The sequence below is a fragment of the Pseudonocardia sp. genome (assembly GCF_029263155.1).
Taxonomy (GTDB): Bacteria; Actinomycetota; Actinomycetes; order Mycobacteriales; family Pseudonocardiaceae; genus Pseudonocardia.
In genome coordinates this window covers 1-15,234 of sequence record NZ_JAJCYB010000016.1, presented here as the reverse complement: position 1 = coordinate 15,234, position 15,234 = coordinate 1, and the positions used below count along the sequence as shown (strand labels likewise).

Here is a 15,234-nt window from a genome sequence, read left to right as displayed (position 1 = left end):
CACCGCCGGATCGGCCGGTCGCCCGAACGTCTCGACGCACAGCTCGACCCCGCCCACCGCCACCATCTGCTCCACCACGGCTCACCCCCTGTCCCCCGGAGCCGCACGCGGCGGCGACCCCGTGACGGCGATGTGCCGTCACGGGTACCGACCCGCGCGTCCGACCGAACTCATCGGTCGGTCCGGCCGCGTCAGCCCTCGACCGGGCCGCGGCGCAGATGTACGGTCAAAGTGAGCAGACTGCCGCAGCATGGAGGACCCACATGGACGGCACGGGCGCACTGGCCTTCAAGCAGTACTACCTCGGCTGCCTCTCACAGGCCTCCTACCTGATCGGCGACCGGAGCAGCGGCCGGGCCGTCGTGGTCGACCCGCAACGCGACGTCAGCGAGTACCTGGCCGACGCGCAGACCGAGGGCCTGCGCATCGAGCAGGTCCTGGAGACCCACGTGCACGCCGACTTCCTGTCCGGCCACCTGGAGCTGGCCGCGGCCACCGGGGCGCGGATCGCCTACGGGTCCGGGGCACAGGTCGAGTTCGAGATCGACCGGCTCGGCGACGGCGAGCGCATCTCGCTCGGCGAGGTCGAGCTGGAGATCCGGCACACGCCCGGCCACACCCCGGAGTCGATCTGCATCGTGGTGCGGGCGGCGGCGGGCGACGAGGTCCCGTTCGGGGTGCTGACCGGGGACACCCTGTTCATCGGCGACGTGGGCCGGCCCGACCTGCTCGGCGCGAACGGCTGGTCGTCCGAGGAGCTGGCCCGGGCGCTGTTCCGCTCCACCCGCGAGCAGCTGCTCACCCTGCCCGACGCCACCGGGGTCTACCCGGCGCACGGCGCGGGGTCGGCGTGCGGAAAGAACCTCTCGACCGAGACCACCAGCACCGTCGGCGAGCAGCGCCGCACCAACTACGCGCTGGCCCCGATGGCCGAGGACGACTTCGTCGCCGCGGTCTGCGAGGGCCAGAGCACCGCGCCCGCCTACTTCGCGTACGCCTCGGTCCGCAACCGCCAGCAACGCCCCACCCTCGACGAGACGCAGCCGGTGCCCGCGCTGTCGGCCGCCGAGGCGCTCGCCGCCCAGGCCGCCGGAGCCGTGCTGCTCGACACCCGCGACCCCCAGGACTTCGCGACCGGGCACCTGCGCGGCTCGGTCAACGTCGGCCTCGGCGGGCGGTTCGCGGAGATGACCGGACAGGTACTGGGCGCGGGCGACGACATCGTGCTGGTCGCCGACCCGGGCACGGAGACCGAGGCGCGCAACCGGCTGGCCCGCATCGGGTTCGACCGCGTCGTGGGACACCTCGCGGGTGGCGCGGCCGGCGTCGCCGCGGAACACCTCACCCCAGGCAGCCGGCTGACCGCCGCGCAGGTCACCGCCGCCCCCACCGACGTGCAGGTCATCGACGTGCGCGGCCCGGGCGAGGTGCGGGTCAGCGGCACCGTCCCGGGCGCGGACCTCGTCCCGCTGCCCGAGCTCGTCGCGCGGGTGTCGCAGTTCGACCCGGCGAAGCCCACGATCGTGTTCTGCGCGGGCGGCTACCGGTCCTCGATCGCGGCGTCCGCGCTGCGGGCGCGCGGGTTCGCCGACGTGTCCGACCTGATCGGCGGGTTCGGGGCGTGGGACGACGGCTCCCGACCGGTCGTGCGGGTCGCCCCCGCCTGAGCCACGCCGCGCCCGATCCGCGCACCTTCGGGTCATCCGCGCATGTCGGGACGTGCGCGGGTGGCCGGTGCGTGCGCGGCTCGCCGCAGGCCCGCCGCGTCGAGGCCGTCGAAGGACTCCAGGACGGCCGCGGCCCCGGGGAAACCGGCGCCGGCCGTGTACCCGTTCGTGACGACCACGCCGGGCAGGCCGGCGGCCCGGGCCGCGGCCAGGCCGGGCGGGGAGTCCTCGACGGCGACGGCGGCCGCGGCGTCGAGCCCGAGCCGTCGCAGGGCGAGCAGGTAGGCGTCGGGGGCGGGCTTGAGCCGCTCGACGTCGTCGCCGGTCACGACGGTCTCGAACGCGGCGGGCCCGAACAACCGGTCCAGCAGCGGCGCCACCCACGCCCGTCGTCCGGTGGTGACGACGCCGAGCCGCAGGCCCGCCGCGCGGAGGTCGGCGAGCAGGACGTCCACCCCGGGCCGGCACCGCACCGGCCCCGAGCGGACCCACTCCACGAAGTGCTCGGTCTTCGCCCGGTGCAGCGCCCGGGCCAGACCCGCCGGGTCGGGGTGGCCGCGCTCGGCGAGGAACCTCTCGATGCGCCGTTGCCCGCCGGTCACCGACAGCAGGCGGCCGTAGTCCTCGACGTCCCACCGGTCGGCGAGCCCGTGCTCGGCGAAGGCTCGGTTGAACGCGGGCCGGTGCCCGTCGCGCTCGGTGTCGGCCAGCGTCCCGTCGACGTCGAACAGCACCGCGGTGAGCACGGCCCCGACGGTAGGCCCGGTCGTACCGCGACCGGATCCCCCCGCCGAGGTAGCCGCGGCGGGAGACTCAGCCGCGCAGCCGCTCGATGGCCTTCTCGACGTCGGCGGCGGCCCCCTGGTTGTAGGGCAGCTTCATCAACATGCTGCCCATCGCGCAGGAGTTGCTCACCGCGGCGAAGACCAGCCCGGCCCCGATGCCGCCGGCCAGGAAGCGCAGCTTCGGGAACCACACGCTCCCCGCGATCGACGAGGCGACGATCCCGCCCGCGACGAGCCGGACCTGCCGCTCCAGCGCCCACTTCGCCTGCTCCTCGCGGCGGACCGGCGCACCGGCGGCCACCCAGGAGTTCATCCCACCGTCGAGGACGGCGACGTCGGAGAGCCCGGCCCCGGCGAGCGTCGTGGCGGCCTGCTCCGCACGGGTCCCGGACTGGCAGACGAGCACCATCCGCCCGCCCGCGTCGCGGACGATCCGGCGCAGGTGCGCGTCGACCTGGGACAGCGGCAGGTTCACCGCGCCCTCGATCGAGGCCCCCTGGAACTCGCCGGGCGTGCGGACGTCGACGAGCAGCGTGTCCGGGTTGGTGGAGAGTTCGGCCTGCAGCGTGGCGACGTCGATCGTGCCCGGTGCCGCGGTCGGCGTGCTGACGGTCATGCGTGCTCCGATTCGTGGTCACGGAGGGCGGATGCGCAGGCTGCACATCGCCCGATGTGGGTACCCCAAGGGGTATCCTACGCGAGGCGCCGGTCGCCGCGCGGGCGGGACGTACCGGACAGCCGCGACGGAACCACGAGAAATTGTACGGACATCAAGCGAGGACTGGCTCGTCCGGGTCTCCCGGCCCGCGGGGGCCCCTTCCCGGCGTCCGGGCCTCGATGCGCAGGTCTGCGCGGTCGCTTGTCAATGTCCGGCCATCCGTACACACTCGTGGGCATCGTCACGGACCAGAGAGGAGAGGACATGGACGTCCTCACGTTCCGCACCGCCGGCCTCGGTGACCAGACCTACCTGCTCGTGCACGAGGGGCAGGGGGTGCTCGTCGACCCGCAACGCGACATCGACCGCTTCCTCGACGCGGCGGCCGAGCAGGATGTGCAGCTCCGCTTCGTCCTGGACACCCACCTGCACAACGACTACGTCTCGGGCGCCGAGCAGGCCGCGAACACGACCGGCGCACAGCTGGTCCTGCCCGCCGCGGCGGCGCCCGCGTACCCGAGCACGCCCGCGTTCCACCTCGAGGACATCCCTGGCGGCGCGCTGACGATCCGGCCGATCCACACCCCCGGCCACACTCCGGAGCACACCAGCTACCTGGTGCTGGTCGACGGCGAGCCGGCCGCACTGTTCTCCGGGGGCAGCCTGCTGGTCGCCTCCGCCGGGCGGCCCGACCTGCTGGGTCCCGAGCGCGCCCGCACGATGGCGACGCTGCAGCACCAGTCGCTGCACCGGCTCGCCGGGCTCCCCGACTCCCTGGGGCTGTACCCCACCCACGGCCAGGGGTCGTTCTGCACGGCGTCCGGCGCGGGCCGCCTCACCTCCACGATCGGCCAGGAGCGCAGGGAGAACCCGCTCCTGGCGATCCCGACGGCCGAGCAGTTCGTCGACCAGCTGCTCGGATCGGCGATGCCGATCCCCGCGTTCTACAGGTTCATGGGCCCGGCCAACGTCCTGGGTGTGCCCGCGATGCCCGACGGCGACCTCCCGGAGCTCTCGGTCGACGACATCGCCACCCAGCCCGAGGGCACGCAGGTGGTGGACGTCCGCCCGCGCGCCGAGCAGGCGGCCGGGATCCTGCCGGGTCGCTGGCGATCGAGGTCACCACCGACTTCGGCAGCTGGGCCGGCTGGCTGGTCCCGCGGAGCTCACCGATCGTGTTCGTCGCCGATGCCGACCAGGACGTCACCGAGCCGCTCACCCAGCTCGCCCAGATCGGCGTGGACACCGTCGTCGGGGTCGTCCGCGGCCTCCCGGCCGACCGGGCCGGCGTCGGGTTCGAGCTGGTGGGCATCGACCGGTTCCGCGAGCTGATGGCCGAGCCGGACGCCCAGGTGCTCGACGTGCGGATGCCGTCGGAGTGGGCGGACGCGAGCATCGACGGATCCGTCCGCCGATTCCTCCCGGACCTGCTCACCGACGGGATACCCGCCGAGCTGGACCGCGACCGGCCCGTGCTCGTCGCCTGCCGCACCGGACGGCGCGCGAGCATCGCGGCCGGCGTGCTGGCCGACGCCGGATACCGGGCCGTGGTGCTCGACGAGGTCGGCGTGCCCGACGTCGTTGCGCGCGCCGAGGCCGACGCGGCCTGACGCGTCAACCCGACCGGGGCCCCGGGCCCGGCCTCCCCCGTGGCCGGCCCGGGGCCCCTCCCGTCGCCCGACGGGCCGGCCTCCCCGTGCACGTCCTCCGCCGGGGGGACGGCAGCGCGCCCGCGCGTTCGTAGCGTCGCCGACGAGCCCGGCACCCGGCCGGGAGGGACACCGGAGGGACCCGCATGCCGATCGCGCCCGACGCCACGACCGCCGCGCTGCACGCCACCGCCCGCGAGCTGGTCGCTGACCGCCGCGGGATCCTCGCGGCGGACGAGAGCATCGCCACGATGTCGGCCCGGCTGGAGAAGGCCGGTGTCACGCCGACCGGGACCGGCCGCCGGGACTACCGCGAGCTGCTCGTCACCACGCCGGACCTGCACGAGGGGGTCAGCGGCGTCATCCTGTGCGACGAGACGCTGCGCCAGCGGCTCGCGGACGGCCGGCCGTTCCCGCGGGCGCTGCGCGACCTGGGCCTGCTCCCGGGGATCAAGGTGGACACCGGGACGACGCACCTGCCCGGTACCGCGGGCGAGCTGGTCACCGAGGGGCTCGACGGGCTGCCGGCCCGCCTCGCCGAGTACGCGGAGCTGGGGGCGCGCTTCGCCAAGTGGCGCGCGGTCATCCGGATCGGGGAGGCCACCCCGAGCCCGTGGGCGCTCGCGGCGAACGCCCACGCCCTCGCCCGCTACGCGAGCGCCTGCCAGGCCGCGGGCATCGTCCCGGTGGTCGAGCCGGAGGTGCTCATGGACGGCGCGCACCCGCTCTCGCGGTGCGCGAGCGCCACGACCGACGCGCTGACCGCCCTGTTCGACGCCCTGCGCGACGCGCGCGTCGACCTGCGCGGCACCGTCCTCAAGCCGAACATGGTGGTGCCCGGGGACGGGTCCCCGCAGCGGTGCCCCCCGGCGGCGGTCGCCCGGGCGACGGTGGACGTGCTGGGCGCCGTGCTGCCCGACGGGCTCGCCGGTGTCGCGTTCCTGTCCGGCGGCCAGGCCCCGGAGACGGCCACCGCGCACCTCGCCGCGATGCAGGAGATCGACACGCCGTGGCCGCTGACGTTCTCCTTCGGCCGGGCACTGGTGAGCCCGGCGCTGCTGGAGTGGCGGGGCGCCCCGGACCGGGTGGCCGCCGCCCAGGCGACGCTGGCCCGCCTCGTCCGGCGCAACGCCGCGGTGCTGCGCGGATCGGGAGCGCCGCTGCAGACCGCGTAGCTCCCGCGGGGTCAGCGGAACAGGCCCTCCCGCAGCGCCACCGCCACCGCTCCGGCCCGGTCGGGCACCTCCAGCTTGCGGTAGACGGCGCGGACGTGGCTCTTGACGGTCTCCTCCCCCACGATCAGGCGCCCGGCGATCGCCCCGTTGGACAGCCCGGCGACGATCAGTCCGAGCACCTCGCTCTCGCGCTGGGTGAGGCCGAGGCGGGCACCGGGCCAGAACTCGCCCGCGTCGATGCGGGCGGCGGACGCGGCCACGCGGCCCGCCAGCGTGGCGTCCACCGCGATCTCACCGTCCTGGACCCGGTGGAGCTGGCGGACGAGCTCCTCGCCGTCGATCTGCTTGAGCAGGTAGCCACGGGCCCCGGCGCGCAGGGCCTGGAACAGGTACTGCTCGTCGTCGTACACGGTGAGCATCACGATCCGTCGCGCCGCGTCGCGGGCGAGCAGCGTGCGACACAGGTCCAGGCCGCTGTGCCGGCCGAGCCGGACGTCGGTGACGACGATGTCGGGGTTGAGGTCGACCGCGGCCCGCACGCCGCCCTCGGCGTCGGCGGCCTCCCCCACGACCCGGACGTCCAGGCCCGCGAGCATCGCCTTGAGCCCGGTCCGGACCATCTCGTGGTCGTCGACGAGCACGAGGCGCAGCGGGCGGGCGACCATCGGTCGATGGTAGCTGTCCGGACAATCGGTCCCCGGCCGTCTCCCCCCGCGCGGGGAACCGCCCGGGTGCCGGTGCTGCCTAGCGTCGGGGCCGTGCCCATGGAACGTCCCGAGGAGGCCATCCGTTGACCGCCACCCCCACCGCCCCCACCGCGGTAGTCGCCGACCTGGCCCCCGCCCCCGACGACGTCGACGGCCGGGCCGTCGCGACGATCCGCATGCTCGCGGCGGACGCGGTGCAGGCGGCGAACAGCGGGCACCCCGGCCTCCCGCTGGGCGCGGCCGTGCCGGCCTGGGCGATCTTCTCCCGGTTCCTGCGCCACGACCCGGGCGACCCGGGCTGGCCCGACCGCGACCGGTTCGTGCTCTCCGCCGGGCACGGCTCGGCACTGCTCTACGCGCTGCTGCACCTGACCGGCTACGACCTGCCCGCCGCGGAGCTGGCCCGGTTCCGGCAGTGGGGCTCGCGGACGCCCGGCCATCCCGAGCACGGCCACACCCCCGGGGTGGAGACGACCACCGGACCGCTGGGTCAGGGGCTGGCCAACGCCGTGGGCATGGCACTGGCCGAGCGCATGCTGGCCGCCCGCTGCAACGCCGACGGGCCCGTCGTGGACCACCGCACCTGGGTGCTCGCCGGGGACGGCGACCTGATGGAGGGGATCAGCCACGAGGCCGCGTCGCTGGCCGGGCACCTGGGTCTGGGTCGGCTGATCGTGGTGTTCGACGACAACGACGTCACCATCGACGGCGCGGCGTCGCGGTCGTGCAGCGACAACCCGCTGGCCCGGTTCGCGGCCTACGGCTGGCACACCGCGCGGGTGGGCGACGGCAACGACCTCGACGCCGTCTGCGCGGCCCTGCAGGACGCCGCCGAGGAGACCGCCCGCCCGAGCCTGGTCGCGGTCCGCACCGTGATCGGCTTCGGCTCCCCCGTCGCCGGGACGCCGAAGGCACACGGGTCGCCGCTCGGCGTGGCCGGGGTGGCGGAGCTCAGGGCGCGCCACGGGTGGCCGGACGAGCCGTTCCACGTGCCCTCCGACGTCGCCGCCCACTGTGCCGAGATCGCCGGGAGGGGCCGGCGCACGCGCCTGGACTGGGCGGACGCGCACGCCGACGGCTGGCGACGGTGGTCCGACGCCGCGGGCCGGACCGCGTTCGACCCGCCGGACTTCGACGCCGCGACCGCCACCCGCGTGGCGTCGGGCGCGACCCTGCGCGCCGCGGCCGACGCGTGCCCCGGCCTGGTCGGCGGCTCGGCCGACCTCGAGGGCTCCACCGGCACCGCGCTCCCCGGCCACGGCGTCGTGACCCGCCACGACTTCTCCGGGCGCACCGTCGCATTCGGCATCCGCGAGCACGGGATGGCCGCGGTCCTCAACGGGATCGCCCTGCACGGCGGGCTGCGCCCGTTCGGCAGCACGTTCCTGGTGTTCTCCGACTACCTGCGGCCCGCGCTGCGGCTGTCCGCGCTGATGGGGCTGCCGGTGGTCCACGTGTTCACCCACGACTCGGTCGTGGTCGGTGAGGACGGGCCGACCCACCAGCCGGTCGAGCACGTCGAGGCCCTGCGCCTGATCCCCGGTCTCGCCGTGCTGCGCCCGGCCGACGCCCACGAGACCGCGGCCTGCTGGGCGACGGCGCTGGCCCGCACCGACGGTCCCACCGCGCTCGTCCTGACCCGCCAGGACCTCCCGGTGCTCGATCCCGTGCCGGCGGCGGTGGTCGCCGAGCACGGGGCGCGGACCGTGCGGGAGCCGGCCCGGCCCGCGCAGGTGGTACTGGTCGCCACGGGCTCCGAGGTGAGCCTCGCGCTGTCCGCCGCCGACCGCCTCGACGAGCTCGACGGGCCCGCCGCCCGCGTGGTCTCGGTGCCCTGGCGGGAACGTGCGGTCGGCAGCGGGAGGCTGCACGAGCTGCTCGGCGAGCTGCCCGCGGTCTGGGTCGAGGCGGGATCACCCGTCGGCTGGCGGGCGGTGAGCCGGCCGGGCGACGCCGTGATCGGGCTGGAGCGGTTCGGCGCGAGTGCCCCCGGCCCGGAGGTGTACGCCCGGCTCGGGTTCACCAGCGGGCACCTCGTCGACGCCGCCGTGCGGGTCACCCGGGTGACCGACCCGACAATCGACACCTGAGCCCGAATGTCCGTACTATTCGGGCGGTGAACGACGTGACCGCGGCGCGGTTCCTGCCCCCGCTGCGGTGGCTGCGCCGCTACGACCGGCCGACGTTCGGGGCGGACGCCCGGGCCGGCGCCACGGTCGGCGTGCTGCTGATCCCCCAGGGCATGGCCTACGCGGCACTGGCCGGGATGCCCCCGATCACGGGGCTCTACGCCGCAATCGTCGCGCTGCTCGTGTACGCGCTGCTCGGCACCAGCAACTACTCCTCGGTCGCCCCGGTGGCCATCGACTCGCTGCTGGTGGCCGCGGCCGTGGCCCCCCTCGCCGACGGCGACCCCGCGCGCTACGTCGCGCTGGCCGGGCTGCTCGCGGTGCTCACCGGCGTGCTGCAGATCGGGGCGGGCGTCCTGCGGGTCGGCACGCTGGTCAGCTTCATCTCGGTGCCGGTGATCAGCGGGTTCACCACGGCCGCCGCGCTGACGATCGCGGCGTCGCAGCTCAAGGACTTCTTCGGCGTCGCGGGTGGCGGCGGCTCCACGACGCTGGTGGACACCGTCGCCGGGCTCGTGCCGCGCCTGGGCGGCATCTCCCCCGCGACCCTGGCGGTCGGGGTGGGCGCCGTGGCCGCGCTGCTGCTGCTGCGCCGCGTCGTCCCGAGGGCCCCCGGGCCGCTGATCGTGGTGGTCGCCGCCGCGCTGGTCGTGCTGCTGCCCGGACTCTCCGGCGAGGTCGCGGTGCTCGGGGAGGTGCCCGCCGGGCTGCCGGGGTTCGCGCTGCCCTCGCTCGACCCCGGCGACGTCGGCGCGCTGCTGCCCGCGGCCGCCGCGCTCGCCCTGGTGTCCTACCTGGAGTCGATCAGCACGGCGACGACCTTCGCCCGGCGGACCCGCCGCCGGGTCGACGCCAACGGCGAGCTCATCGGGATCGGCGCCGCCAACGTCGCGGTGGGCTTCTTCCGTGGCTTCACCGTGGCGGCCGGATTCTCCCGGGGGGCGGTGAACTTCGGGGCCGGGGCCCGCACGCCGATGTCCGGGGTGCTGGCCGCCGTGGTCGTCGCGGTCGCGCTGGTGACCATCACCCCGCTGCTCGCGCTGATGCCCAAGGTCGCCCTCGCGGCGATCATCATGGTGGCCGTCGCCTCGCTCGTCGACGTGCGGGGGGCGCGGTCCATCGCGCGGGTCCGCCGCAGCGACCTGGTCGCCCTCGTCGCGACGTTCCTGGCCACCCTGGTGCTGGGCCCCGCCACCGGGCTGGGGGTCGGCGCCGCCGTCAGCATCGTGGTGTTCCTGCGCCAGTCCGCCCGACCGCACCTGCCCGAACTGGGCCGGGTGCCCGGTACGGCCCGCTACCGCAACCTCGCCCGGCACGACGACGCGGGCACGGACCCGTCGGTCGCCCTGTTCCGGCTCGACGCGCCGCTGTACTTCGCCAACTCCCGCGCCGTGGCCGACCGGATCGGTGACGCCGTCGCGCTGCGCCCGCAGCTGCGGGCGGTGGTCCTCGACGCGAGCTCGCTGGCGTGGATCGACTACACCGGCACGGAGGTGCTCGCCGAGCTCGACGACGCGCTGCGCGCCGCCGGGGTCGCCCTGCACCTCGCCGCGACCCGGGGCCCCGTGAGCGACGTGCTCGCCCGCTCCGCGGACAGCGCCGCCCTGCTGACCGAGGGCCGGATGCATGCCGACGTCGCCGCGGCCGTCCGCGCCCTCGACCTCGATCCCGGCTCCCCGCTGCGACCGGACGGCCCGGGGACAGCGGGGCCCGCACGCGATACCCTCGGGGGTACATGACGGGGAGGTTCGGATGAACGTGGAACGCGATCAGCTCGGCGAGGTCGTCAAACGGCTCAACCGGGTGCAGGGCCAGCTGGGCGGCGTGGTGCGGATGATCGAGGAGGGCCGGGACTGCGCCGACGTGGTCACCCAGCTCGCCGCGGCCTCGCGGGCCCTCGACCGGGCCGGATTCAAGATCATTGCTACGGGGATGAAGCAGTGCCTCGAACAGGACGACCCGGCCGCCCGCCGGCTCGACGAGTCCGCCCTGGAGAAGCTCTTCCTCTCCCTGGCCTGACGGGCGCCCCGGCACCCGGCACCCCGGCCCATCCGGAGGCCTCCCGTCGCGGCGGGATCAGCACGCCGGGGCCACCGAGGCGGGCGTCGTCGGCTGCCCGGCCGTCGCCCCAGCCGTCGCCCCAGCCGTCGCCCCGGCCACGGCCGTCGCGGCGGGCTCGGGTGTGCCGGTCGGGCACTCGACGGTGCCGTCGTCGGAACGCTGGACGACGGTCGGCGTCGGCCGGGGCGGGGCCAGGGTGACGGGCTCCAGCGGGCGGGGCGCGGCGTCGACGGCGACACCGCACCCGGTGGCGAGGGCCGCGGCCATGACCAGTACGAGCGCGCGCCGCCTCACGTCGACTCCGGCAGCTCGACCACGAACCGGGCACCGCCACCGGGCCGCTGCTCCACCCATGCCGCCCCGCGATGGTGCCGGACGTGCTGGGCGACGAGCGCCAGGCCCAGACCGCTGCCGCCGCTCCCGCCGCGCCGCCCGGCCTGGGCACCGCGGGCGAACCGCTCGAACACCACGTCCCGGTACTCCTCGGGGACGCCCGGCCCGGCGTCGTCGACCTCGACGCGCGCCTTGCCCCCGCTGCGCGTCACCGCCACGCGCACCGGGCCGCCGCCGTACTTGTCCGCGTTGTCGAGCAGGTTGGCCACCACGCGGTCGAGCCGTCGCCGGTCCCCCTGCACGACCGGCGCGGGCTCGGCGTACTCCACGACGAGACCGGGGCATCTGGTCCGGGACCTGAGCACGTTGTCCACGAGATCGGCGAGGTCGACCGGCTCGGTGGGTCCGTCGCGCTCGTCGTGGGAGATCTCGAGCAGGTCGACGACCATGCGCTGGAAGCGGCCGGTCTCACCGAGCAGCAGGTCCAGGGCGCGACCCGCGGTGCCGGAGATCTCCCCGCGGCGCCGTACGAGCACCTCGGCGGCGTTCGCCATCGTCGTCAGCGGGGAGCGCAGCTCGTGGCTGACGTCGCCGGCGAACCGCGCGTCCCGGCGCACCCGGTTCTCCAGCGCCTCGGCGGTGCGGTTGAACGTCACCGCCAGCGGCGCCAGGTCGGGATCGCCCTGCTCGGGCAGCCGCGCCGTCAGGTCTCCCCCGGCCACCCGCGACGCCGCACCGGTCAGCTCCGTGAGCGGCCGCAGGGCCCGCCGGCTCGCCCACGACCCGAGCGCGACCCCGAGCAACGCGCACAGCGCGACACCGGCGCCGAGGACCGTGCTGAGGAACCGGAAGGTCCGGTCGAGCTGGGAGAGCGGGAACAGCTCGACGTAGACCGTGTCGGCCAGTGCGACCGGGTGGGTGACGGCGAGCACCGGGACGCGGTCGACCATCAGCCGTTGCCGTGCCGCCACGCCCTCCATCGCGAGGGCCCGCAGCGACGCGGGAAGCTGGTCGGGGACCACCTGGCGCCCGCTGGTGAGCCAGCCCTCCGGACGGCGGACCAGCACCGTCGACTCGGAGTCGGTGCTCAGCCCGGTCAACAGGTCGTCGAGGCCCTCCGATCCTTCCCTCAGCGACGCGTCCACCAGCCGGACGTTGAGCTCGGCCTGCAGGATCGCGCTGGTCTCCCGCTGGCGCAGCATGTAGTCCGACGCGAGGTTCCACGTCACCGTGGCGAACAACCCGGTGAACAACAGCGCCCCGCCGCCGAACGCCAGCGCGACCCGCCAGCGCAGGGACAGGTGCACGGGCACCGCGGGCCGCGTCACCCGGCCCGACCGGCCTTGTAGCCCCGCCCCCGGACCGTCAGCACGCACTCGGGCGCGTCCGGGTCGCGCTCGACCTTGCGCCGCAGGCGCCGGACGTGGACGTCGAGCAGCCGCGTGTCGCCGAAGTAGTCGTAGCCCCACACGCGGCGCAGCAGCTCCTCGCGGGTGACGACCCGGCCCCCGGCCTCGGCGAGCTCGAGCAGCACGCCGAACTCCGTGCGCGTCAGGTGGATCTCCTCGCCGTCGCGGCGCACGAGCTCCTCGTCCGGGGAGACCTCGACATCGCCGATGCGCAGCGTCCGCGGCCCGCCCGGCCCGGGCTGCCGGCGCCGCAGCAGCGAACGGATGCGGGCGGCCAGCTCGCTGGCCACGAGCGGCTTCGTCACGTAGTCGTCGGCGCCCGCCTCCAGCCCGGCGATGACGTCGGCGGTGTCCGTCCGCGCGGAGACGATGATGATCGGCAGGTCGCCCCCGGCCCGCAGCGTGCGGCAGACCGCGAGCCCGTCGACGCCGGGCAGCATGAGATCCAGCAGCACGACGTCCACCGGCGTCGACCCGATCAGCCGCAGCGCCGCCTCGCCCGACTCCGCCTCCACGACCTCGCAGCCCTCGTCGGCCAGCGCCAGCCCGAGCGCCTGGCGGATGCGCTCGTCGTCCTCGACCAGGAGCAGCCGCGCGTCCATCGCGCCGACCGCCGTGGCCGGCGGGGCGCCGTGGTCGTCCGCGGCCGTCACGGTCGCGGAACGGTGCGGCGCCGCCGCGACCGCTGCACGGCCGTCCGGTGCAGCACCTCGAGACCCGTGGGCATCCGCCACTCCCTCCGTCGTCACTGATGGTCGCGCATCGGCCGGATGCCGGGGCGTCGAGGGCAGGCTGTCACACCGTATGCAAGCAGATCGTCAGCTCAGCGGCCTGCCGTTCGCGTCATCGGAACCGCCGGATGCCGCGGTCGGGTCCTTGCGATCACCTGACGGTGCGCCCGGCCGGGTGTCCGCGACCGCGTCGGCGGGGATGCTCGGCGGGGAGGTGGACGCAGATGTGGTTTCCCTACGGAACGGGCCGGTGGGCCTGGATGCGCCACGAGGAGGCCGCCGGCGCCCCGGCCGAGGAGCCGGGTCCGCCCGGGCCCGGGCGACCCGACGGCGCGGTGCCGACGCCGTTCGACGAGGACACGACGGTCGTCACGGGCTGGGAGGCCGCGGCGATCCTGCTGGGCCTGGCCGCGCTGAGCGGATCGGTCACCGTCGTCGTCCTGTCCGTCTGCGCCGCCGCAGCGGTGTGGCTCATGGTCACCGCGGCGGACCAGGCACCGCCGCCCGCCGGCCGGTCCCGCCGACCCCGGTGAACGCGGCGCGGACGCTCAGAACGGTCCGCAACCGGTGACGGCCAGCAGCACGCAGGCGGCCACCGCCGCGCAGAACACCATCCGCAGCAGCCGGTCGGACACCACCCGGGTGTCGTCGGTGGGCTCGACACCGCAGCACCGCGCGTTCCAGAGCCGGAACGCCTCCGCGAGCTGCGGGTCGTCCGCAGCCAGCTGCTTCGCTGTCCGGGCGAGCAGGCGACGCTCGCGGAAACCGTTGCGCACGATCCTCCCCCGGCCCGATCCGGTCGACGGTTCCCAGGGTGGACCGTCCCGGCGCGCATCCACCTGACTTTCTCCTGACGGATCGGCATCGGGGTGCCGGCGTCGACCCGTTCCGCGCGAGGATCGGCCGGCATCGCGTGAGTCGAGCTGACGGAGGGGCACGTTGCACGTGATCTGCACGGCGGACGTCGAACTGGTCGTGACGGTCGCCGAGGAACACCGGATCGAGGTCCACGGTGACGTCGATCTGATGGGCTCCCCGCACCTGGGACTCGCACTCGACGATGCCGTGGACAGCTCCCGCGACGTCGTCGTCGACCTGTCGGAAGCGGAGTTTCTCAGCTGCCGGGCCGCCGGCCTGCTGGTCGGCTGTCACGACGCCCTGCGCGCGTCCGGCAGGCGGATGACGGTGTGCGGCGCGCACCCGGCACTGTACCGCTCCCTGGCGATCTGCGGCCTGGACGCCGCGCTCGCCTCCTGACCGCGCTCCTGACGAACGGCTGACGATGTCCCGCCTCCGCTGGGCACGGCACCGTCGCTCCGCTACAACTTGACGGGCGGCCGGCGGGCCGGGGACGAGGACCCGGGGTGCGGATGACCGACATGTGCGAGGCGGACTGGGGAGCTCACTCGCGGATCGGTGGCACAGCATCGGTGTCCCGGCGGGAAGTCCCTCGGTCCGCCGGCCGCTCGGACCGGCCCGGAACAGCGGGTTCCCGGACCGGCGCAGCTCAGGATGTCCGCCGCGGCCCCGGTCGGCGCCCGCTGCCCGGCCGCCGCCTCCGGCTCAGGACACGGGTGTGACGGTGCGGGCCGCGACGTGGGCCGGTCGCGGCGCCGGCGCGGCGAACGGCTCCTCCAGCGCGTTGTGCACGCTGTTGAACACCACGAAGATGTTCGAGCGCGGGTAGGGGGTGATGTTGCCGCCCGAGCCGTGCATGCAGTTGGAGTCGAACAGGGTGGCCGAGCCGGCGGCGCCGGTGAGCATGGCGATGCCGTGGCGGTCGGCCAGCGCGGTGAGGCTGTCCTGGTCGGGGGTGCCGATCTCCTGCTCGCGCAGGGATTGCTTGTAGTGGTCGGCGGGGGTCTGTCCGACGCAGGCGACGAACTCCTTGTGCGACCCGGGCATGATCATCAGGCAGCCGTTGTGGGCG

General features: G+C 75.3%; 17 protein-coding genes. 9 read left to right on the top strand and 8 right to left on the bottom strand.

Features of this window, described 5'->3' with window-relative positions; genetic code table 11:
- Positions 1–263 precede the first annotated feature (263 nt).
- Entirely contained in the window at positions 264–1,667 is a 1,404-nt protein-coding gene (locus tag Q1K26_RS02570; RefSeq protein ID WP_300007490.1) for an MBL fold metallo-hydrolase, read from the top strand.
- Between the two features lie 32 nt (positions 1,668–1,699).
- Here the strand turns inward: Q1K26_RS02570 and Q1K26_RS02565 are convergent, their stop codons facing one another.
- A complete protein-coding gene (locus Q1K26_RS02565) occupies positions 1,700–2,413 on the bottom strand; it encodes an HAD-IA family hydrolase (RefSeq protein WP_300007489.1) in 714 nt (237 codons plus the stop codon).
- Positions 2,414–2,480: 67 nt separating this feature from the next.
- Positions 2,481–3,068 carry a rhodanese-like domain-containing protein gene (locus tag Q1K26_RS02560; RefSeq protein ID WP_300007488.1) on the bottom strand — a complete coding sequence of 196 codons (588 nt, stop codon included), beginning with the start codon at positions 3,066–3,068 and terminating at the stop codon, positions 2,481–2,483.
- Positions 3,069–3,374: 306 nt separating this feature from the next.
- Between Q1K26_RS02560 and Q1K26_RS02555 the strand changes: the two genes are divergently transcribed.
- The 3 genes from Q1K26_RS02555 (at position 3,375) to Q1K26_RS02545 (ending at position 5,934) form a co-directional block, all read left to right on the top strand.
- Complete coding sequence (locus Q1K26_RS02555; RefSeq protein ID WP_300007487.1) at positions 3,375–4,442, top strand: MBL fold metallo-hydrolase; 1,068 nt, start codon at positions 3,375–3,377, stop codon at positions 4,440–4,442.
- Positions 4,415–4,720, top strand: coding sequence for a rhodanese-like domain-containing protein (locus Q1K26_RS02550; protein WP_300007486.1), 306 nt, complete (start codon positions 4,415–4,417; stop codon positions 4,718–4,720). Before Q1K26_RS02555 ends, Q1K26_RS02550 begins: the two co-directional genes overlap by 28 nt.
- A gap of 185 nt (positions 4,721–4,905) precedes the next feature.
- A complete protein-coding gene (locus Q1K26_RS02545; protein WP_300007485.1) occupies positions 4,906–5,934 on the top strand; it encodes a class I fructose-bisphosphate aldolase in 1,029 nt (342 codons plus the stop codon).
- 11 nt (positions 5,935–5,945) lie between these two features.
- Here Q1K26_RS02545 and Q1K26_RS02540 read toward each other — a convergent pair whose 3' ends face one another.
- On the bottom strand, positions 5,946–6,599 hold the full coding sequence (locus tag Q1K26_RS02540; protein WP_300007484.1) for a response regulator transcription factor: 654 nt from the start codon (positions 6,597–6,599) through the stop codon (positions 5,946–5,948).
- Positions 6,600–6,724: 125 nt separating this feature from the next.
- On the opposite strand from Q1K26_RS02540, the gene tkt reads away from it, so the two are divergent.
- Genes tkt through Q1K26_RS02525 form a run of 3 tightly spaced genes read left to right on the top strand, consistent with a single transcriptional unit; the run spans position 6,725 to position 10,789 of the window.
- Positions 6,725–8,731, top strand: coding sequence for a transketolase (tkt, locus tag Q1K26_RS02535; protein WP_300007483.1), 2,007 nt, complete (start codon positions 6,725–6,727; stop codon positions 8,729–8,731).
- Positions 8,732–8,757: 26 nt separating this feature from the next.
- Complete coding sequence (gene sulP, locus Q1K26_RS02530; protein WP_300007482.1) at positions 8,758–10,509, top strand: sulfate permease; 1,752 nt, start codon at positions 8,758–8,760, stop codon at positions 10,507–10,509.
- Positions 10,510–10,522: 13 nt separating this feature from the next.
- Positions 10,523–10,789 (top strand): metal-sensitive transcriptional regulator, encoded by a 267-nt coding sequence (locus tag Q1K26_RS02525; protein ID WP_300007481.1) that lies wholly within the window; start codon positions 10,523–10,525, stop codon positions 10,787–10,789.
- Between the two features lie 57 nt (positions 10,790–10,846).
- Here Q1K26_RS02525 and Q1K26_RS02520 read toward each other — a convergent pair whose 3' ends face one another.
- The 3 genes from Q1K26_RS02520 to Q1K26_RS02510 are packed head-to-tail and all read right to left on the bottom strand — an operon-like array spanning position 10,847 to position 13,175.
- On the bottom strand, positions 10,847–11,125 hold the full coding sequence (locus Q1K26_RS02520) for a hypothetical protein (protein ID WP_300007480.1): 279 nt from the start codon (positions 11,123–11,125) through the stop codon (positions 10,847–10,849).
- Positions 11,122–12,492: a HAMP domain-containing sensor histidine kinase gene (locus tag Q1K26_RS02515; protein ID WP_300007479.1), complete on the bottom strand. Its 1,371-nt coding sequence runs from the start codon at positions 12,490–12,492 to the stop codon at positions 11,122–11,124. Before Q1K26_RS02515 ends, Q1K26_RS02520 begins: the two co-directional genes overlap by 4 nt.
- Positions 12,489–13,175 carry a response regulator transcription factor gene (locus tag Q1K26_RS02510; RefSeq protein WP_300007537.1) on the bottom strand — a complete coding sequence of 229 codons (687 nt, stop codon included), beginning with the start codon at positions 13,173–13,175 and terminating at the stop codon, positions 12,489–12,491. The genes Q1K26_RS02515 and Q1K26_RS02510 overlap by 4 nt, the downstream gene beginning before the upstream one ends.
- 353 nt (positions 13,176–13,528) lie before the next feature.
- Between Q1K26_RS02510 and Q1K26_RS02505 the strand changes: the two genes are divergently transcribed.
- Positions 13,529–13,837 carry a hypothetical protein gene (locus tag Q1K26_RS02505; protein WP_300007478.1) on the top strand — a complete coding sequence of 103 codons (309 nt, stop codon included), beginning with the start codon at positions 13,529–13,531 and terminating at the stop codon, positions 13,835–13,837.
- A gap of 15 nt (positions 13,838–13,852) precedes the next feature.
- On the opposite strand, the gene Q1K26_RS02500 is transcribed toward Q1K26_RS02505, so the two are convergent.
- On the bottom strand, positions 13,853–14,080 hold the full coding sequence (locus tag Q1K26_RS02500) for a DUF3040 domain-containing protein (protein WP_300007477.1): 228 nt from the start codon (positions 14,078–14,080) through the stop codon (positions 13,853–13,855).
- A gap of 169 nt (positions 14,081–14,249) precedes the next feature.
- On the opposite strand from Q1K26_RS02500, the gene Q1K26_RS02495 reads away from it, so the two are divergent.
- Complete coding sequence (locus Q1K26_RS02495) at positions 14,250–14,561, top strand: STAS domain-containing protein (protein WP_300007476.1); 312 nt, start codon at positions 14,250–14,252, stop codon at positions 14,559–14,561.
- A gap of 306 nt (positions 14,562–14,867) precedes the next feature.
- On the opposite strand, the gene Q1K26_RS02490 is transcribed toward Q1K26_RS02495, so the two are convergent.
- Positions 14,868–15,234: phytanoyl-CoA dioxygenase family protein (locus Q1K26_RS02490; RefSeq protein WP_300007475.1), on the bottom strand; the 367-nt coding region annotated here is incomplete at its 5' end.

Excerpts from the sequence above, each read along its gene's own strand:
- Q1K26_RS02505 (WP_300007478.1), top strand. The coding sequence starts at position 13,529 with ATGTGGTTTCCCTACGGAACGGGCCGGTGGGCCTGGATGCGCCACGAG.
- Q1K26_RS02555 (WP_300007487.1), top strand. The coding sequence starts at position 3,375 with ATGGACGTCCTCACGTTCCGCACCGCCGGCCTCGGTGACCAGACCTAC.
- Q1K26_RS02525 (WP_300007481.1), top strand. The coding sequence starts at position 10,523 with ATGAACGTGGAACGCGATCAGCTCGGCGAGGTCGTCAAACGGCTCAAC.
- Q1K26_RS02545 (WP_300007485.1), top strand. The coding sequence starts at position 4,906 with ATGCCGATCGCGCCCGACGCCACGACCGCCGCGCTGCACGCCACCGCC.
- Q1K26_RS02560 (WP_300007488.1), bottom strand. The coding sequence starts at position 3,068 with ATGACCGTCAGCACGCCGACCGCGGCACCGGGCACGATCGACGTCGCC.
- Q1K26_RS02540 (WP_300007484.1), bottom strand. The coding sequence starts at position 6,599 with ATGGTCGCCCGCCCGCTGCGCCTCGTGCTCGTCGACGACCACGAGATG.
- Q1K26_RS02570 (WP_300007490.1), top strand. The coding sequence starts at position 264 with ATGGACGGCACGGGCGCACTGGCCTTCAAGCAGTACTACCTCGGCTGC.
- Q1K26_RS02510 (WP_300007537.1), bottom strand. The coding sequence starts at position 13,175 with ATGGACGCGCGGCTGCTCCTGGTCGAGGACGACGAGCGCATCCGCCAG.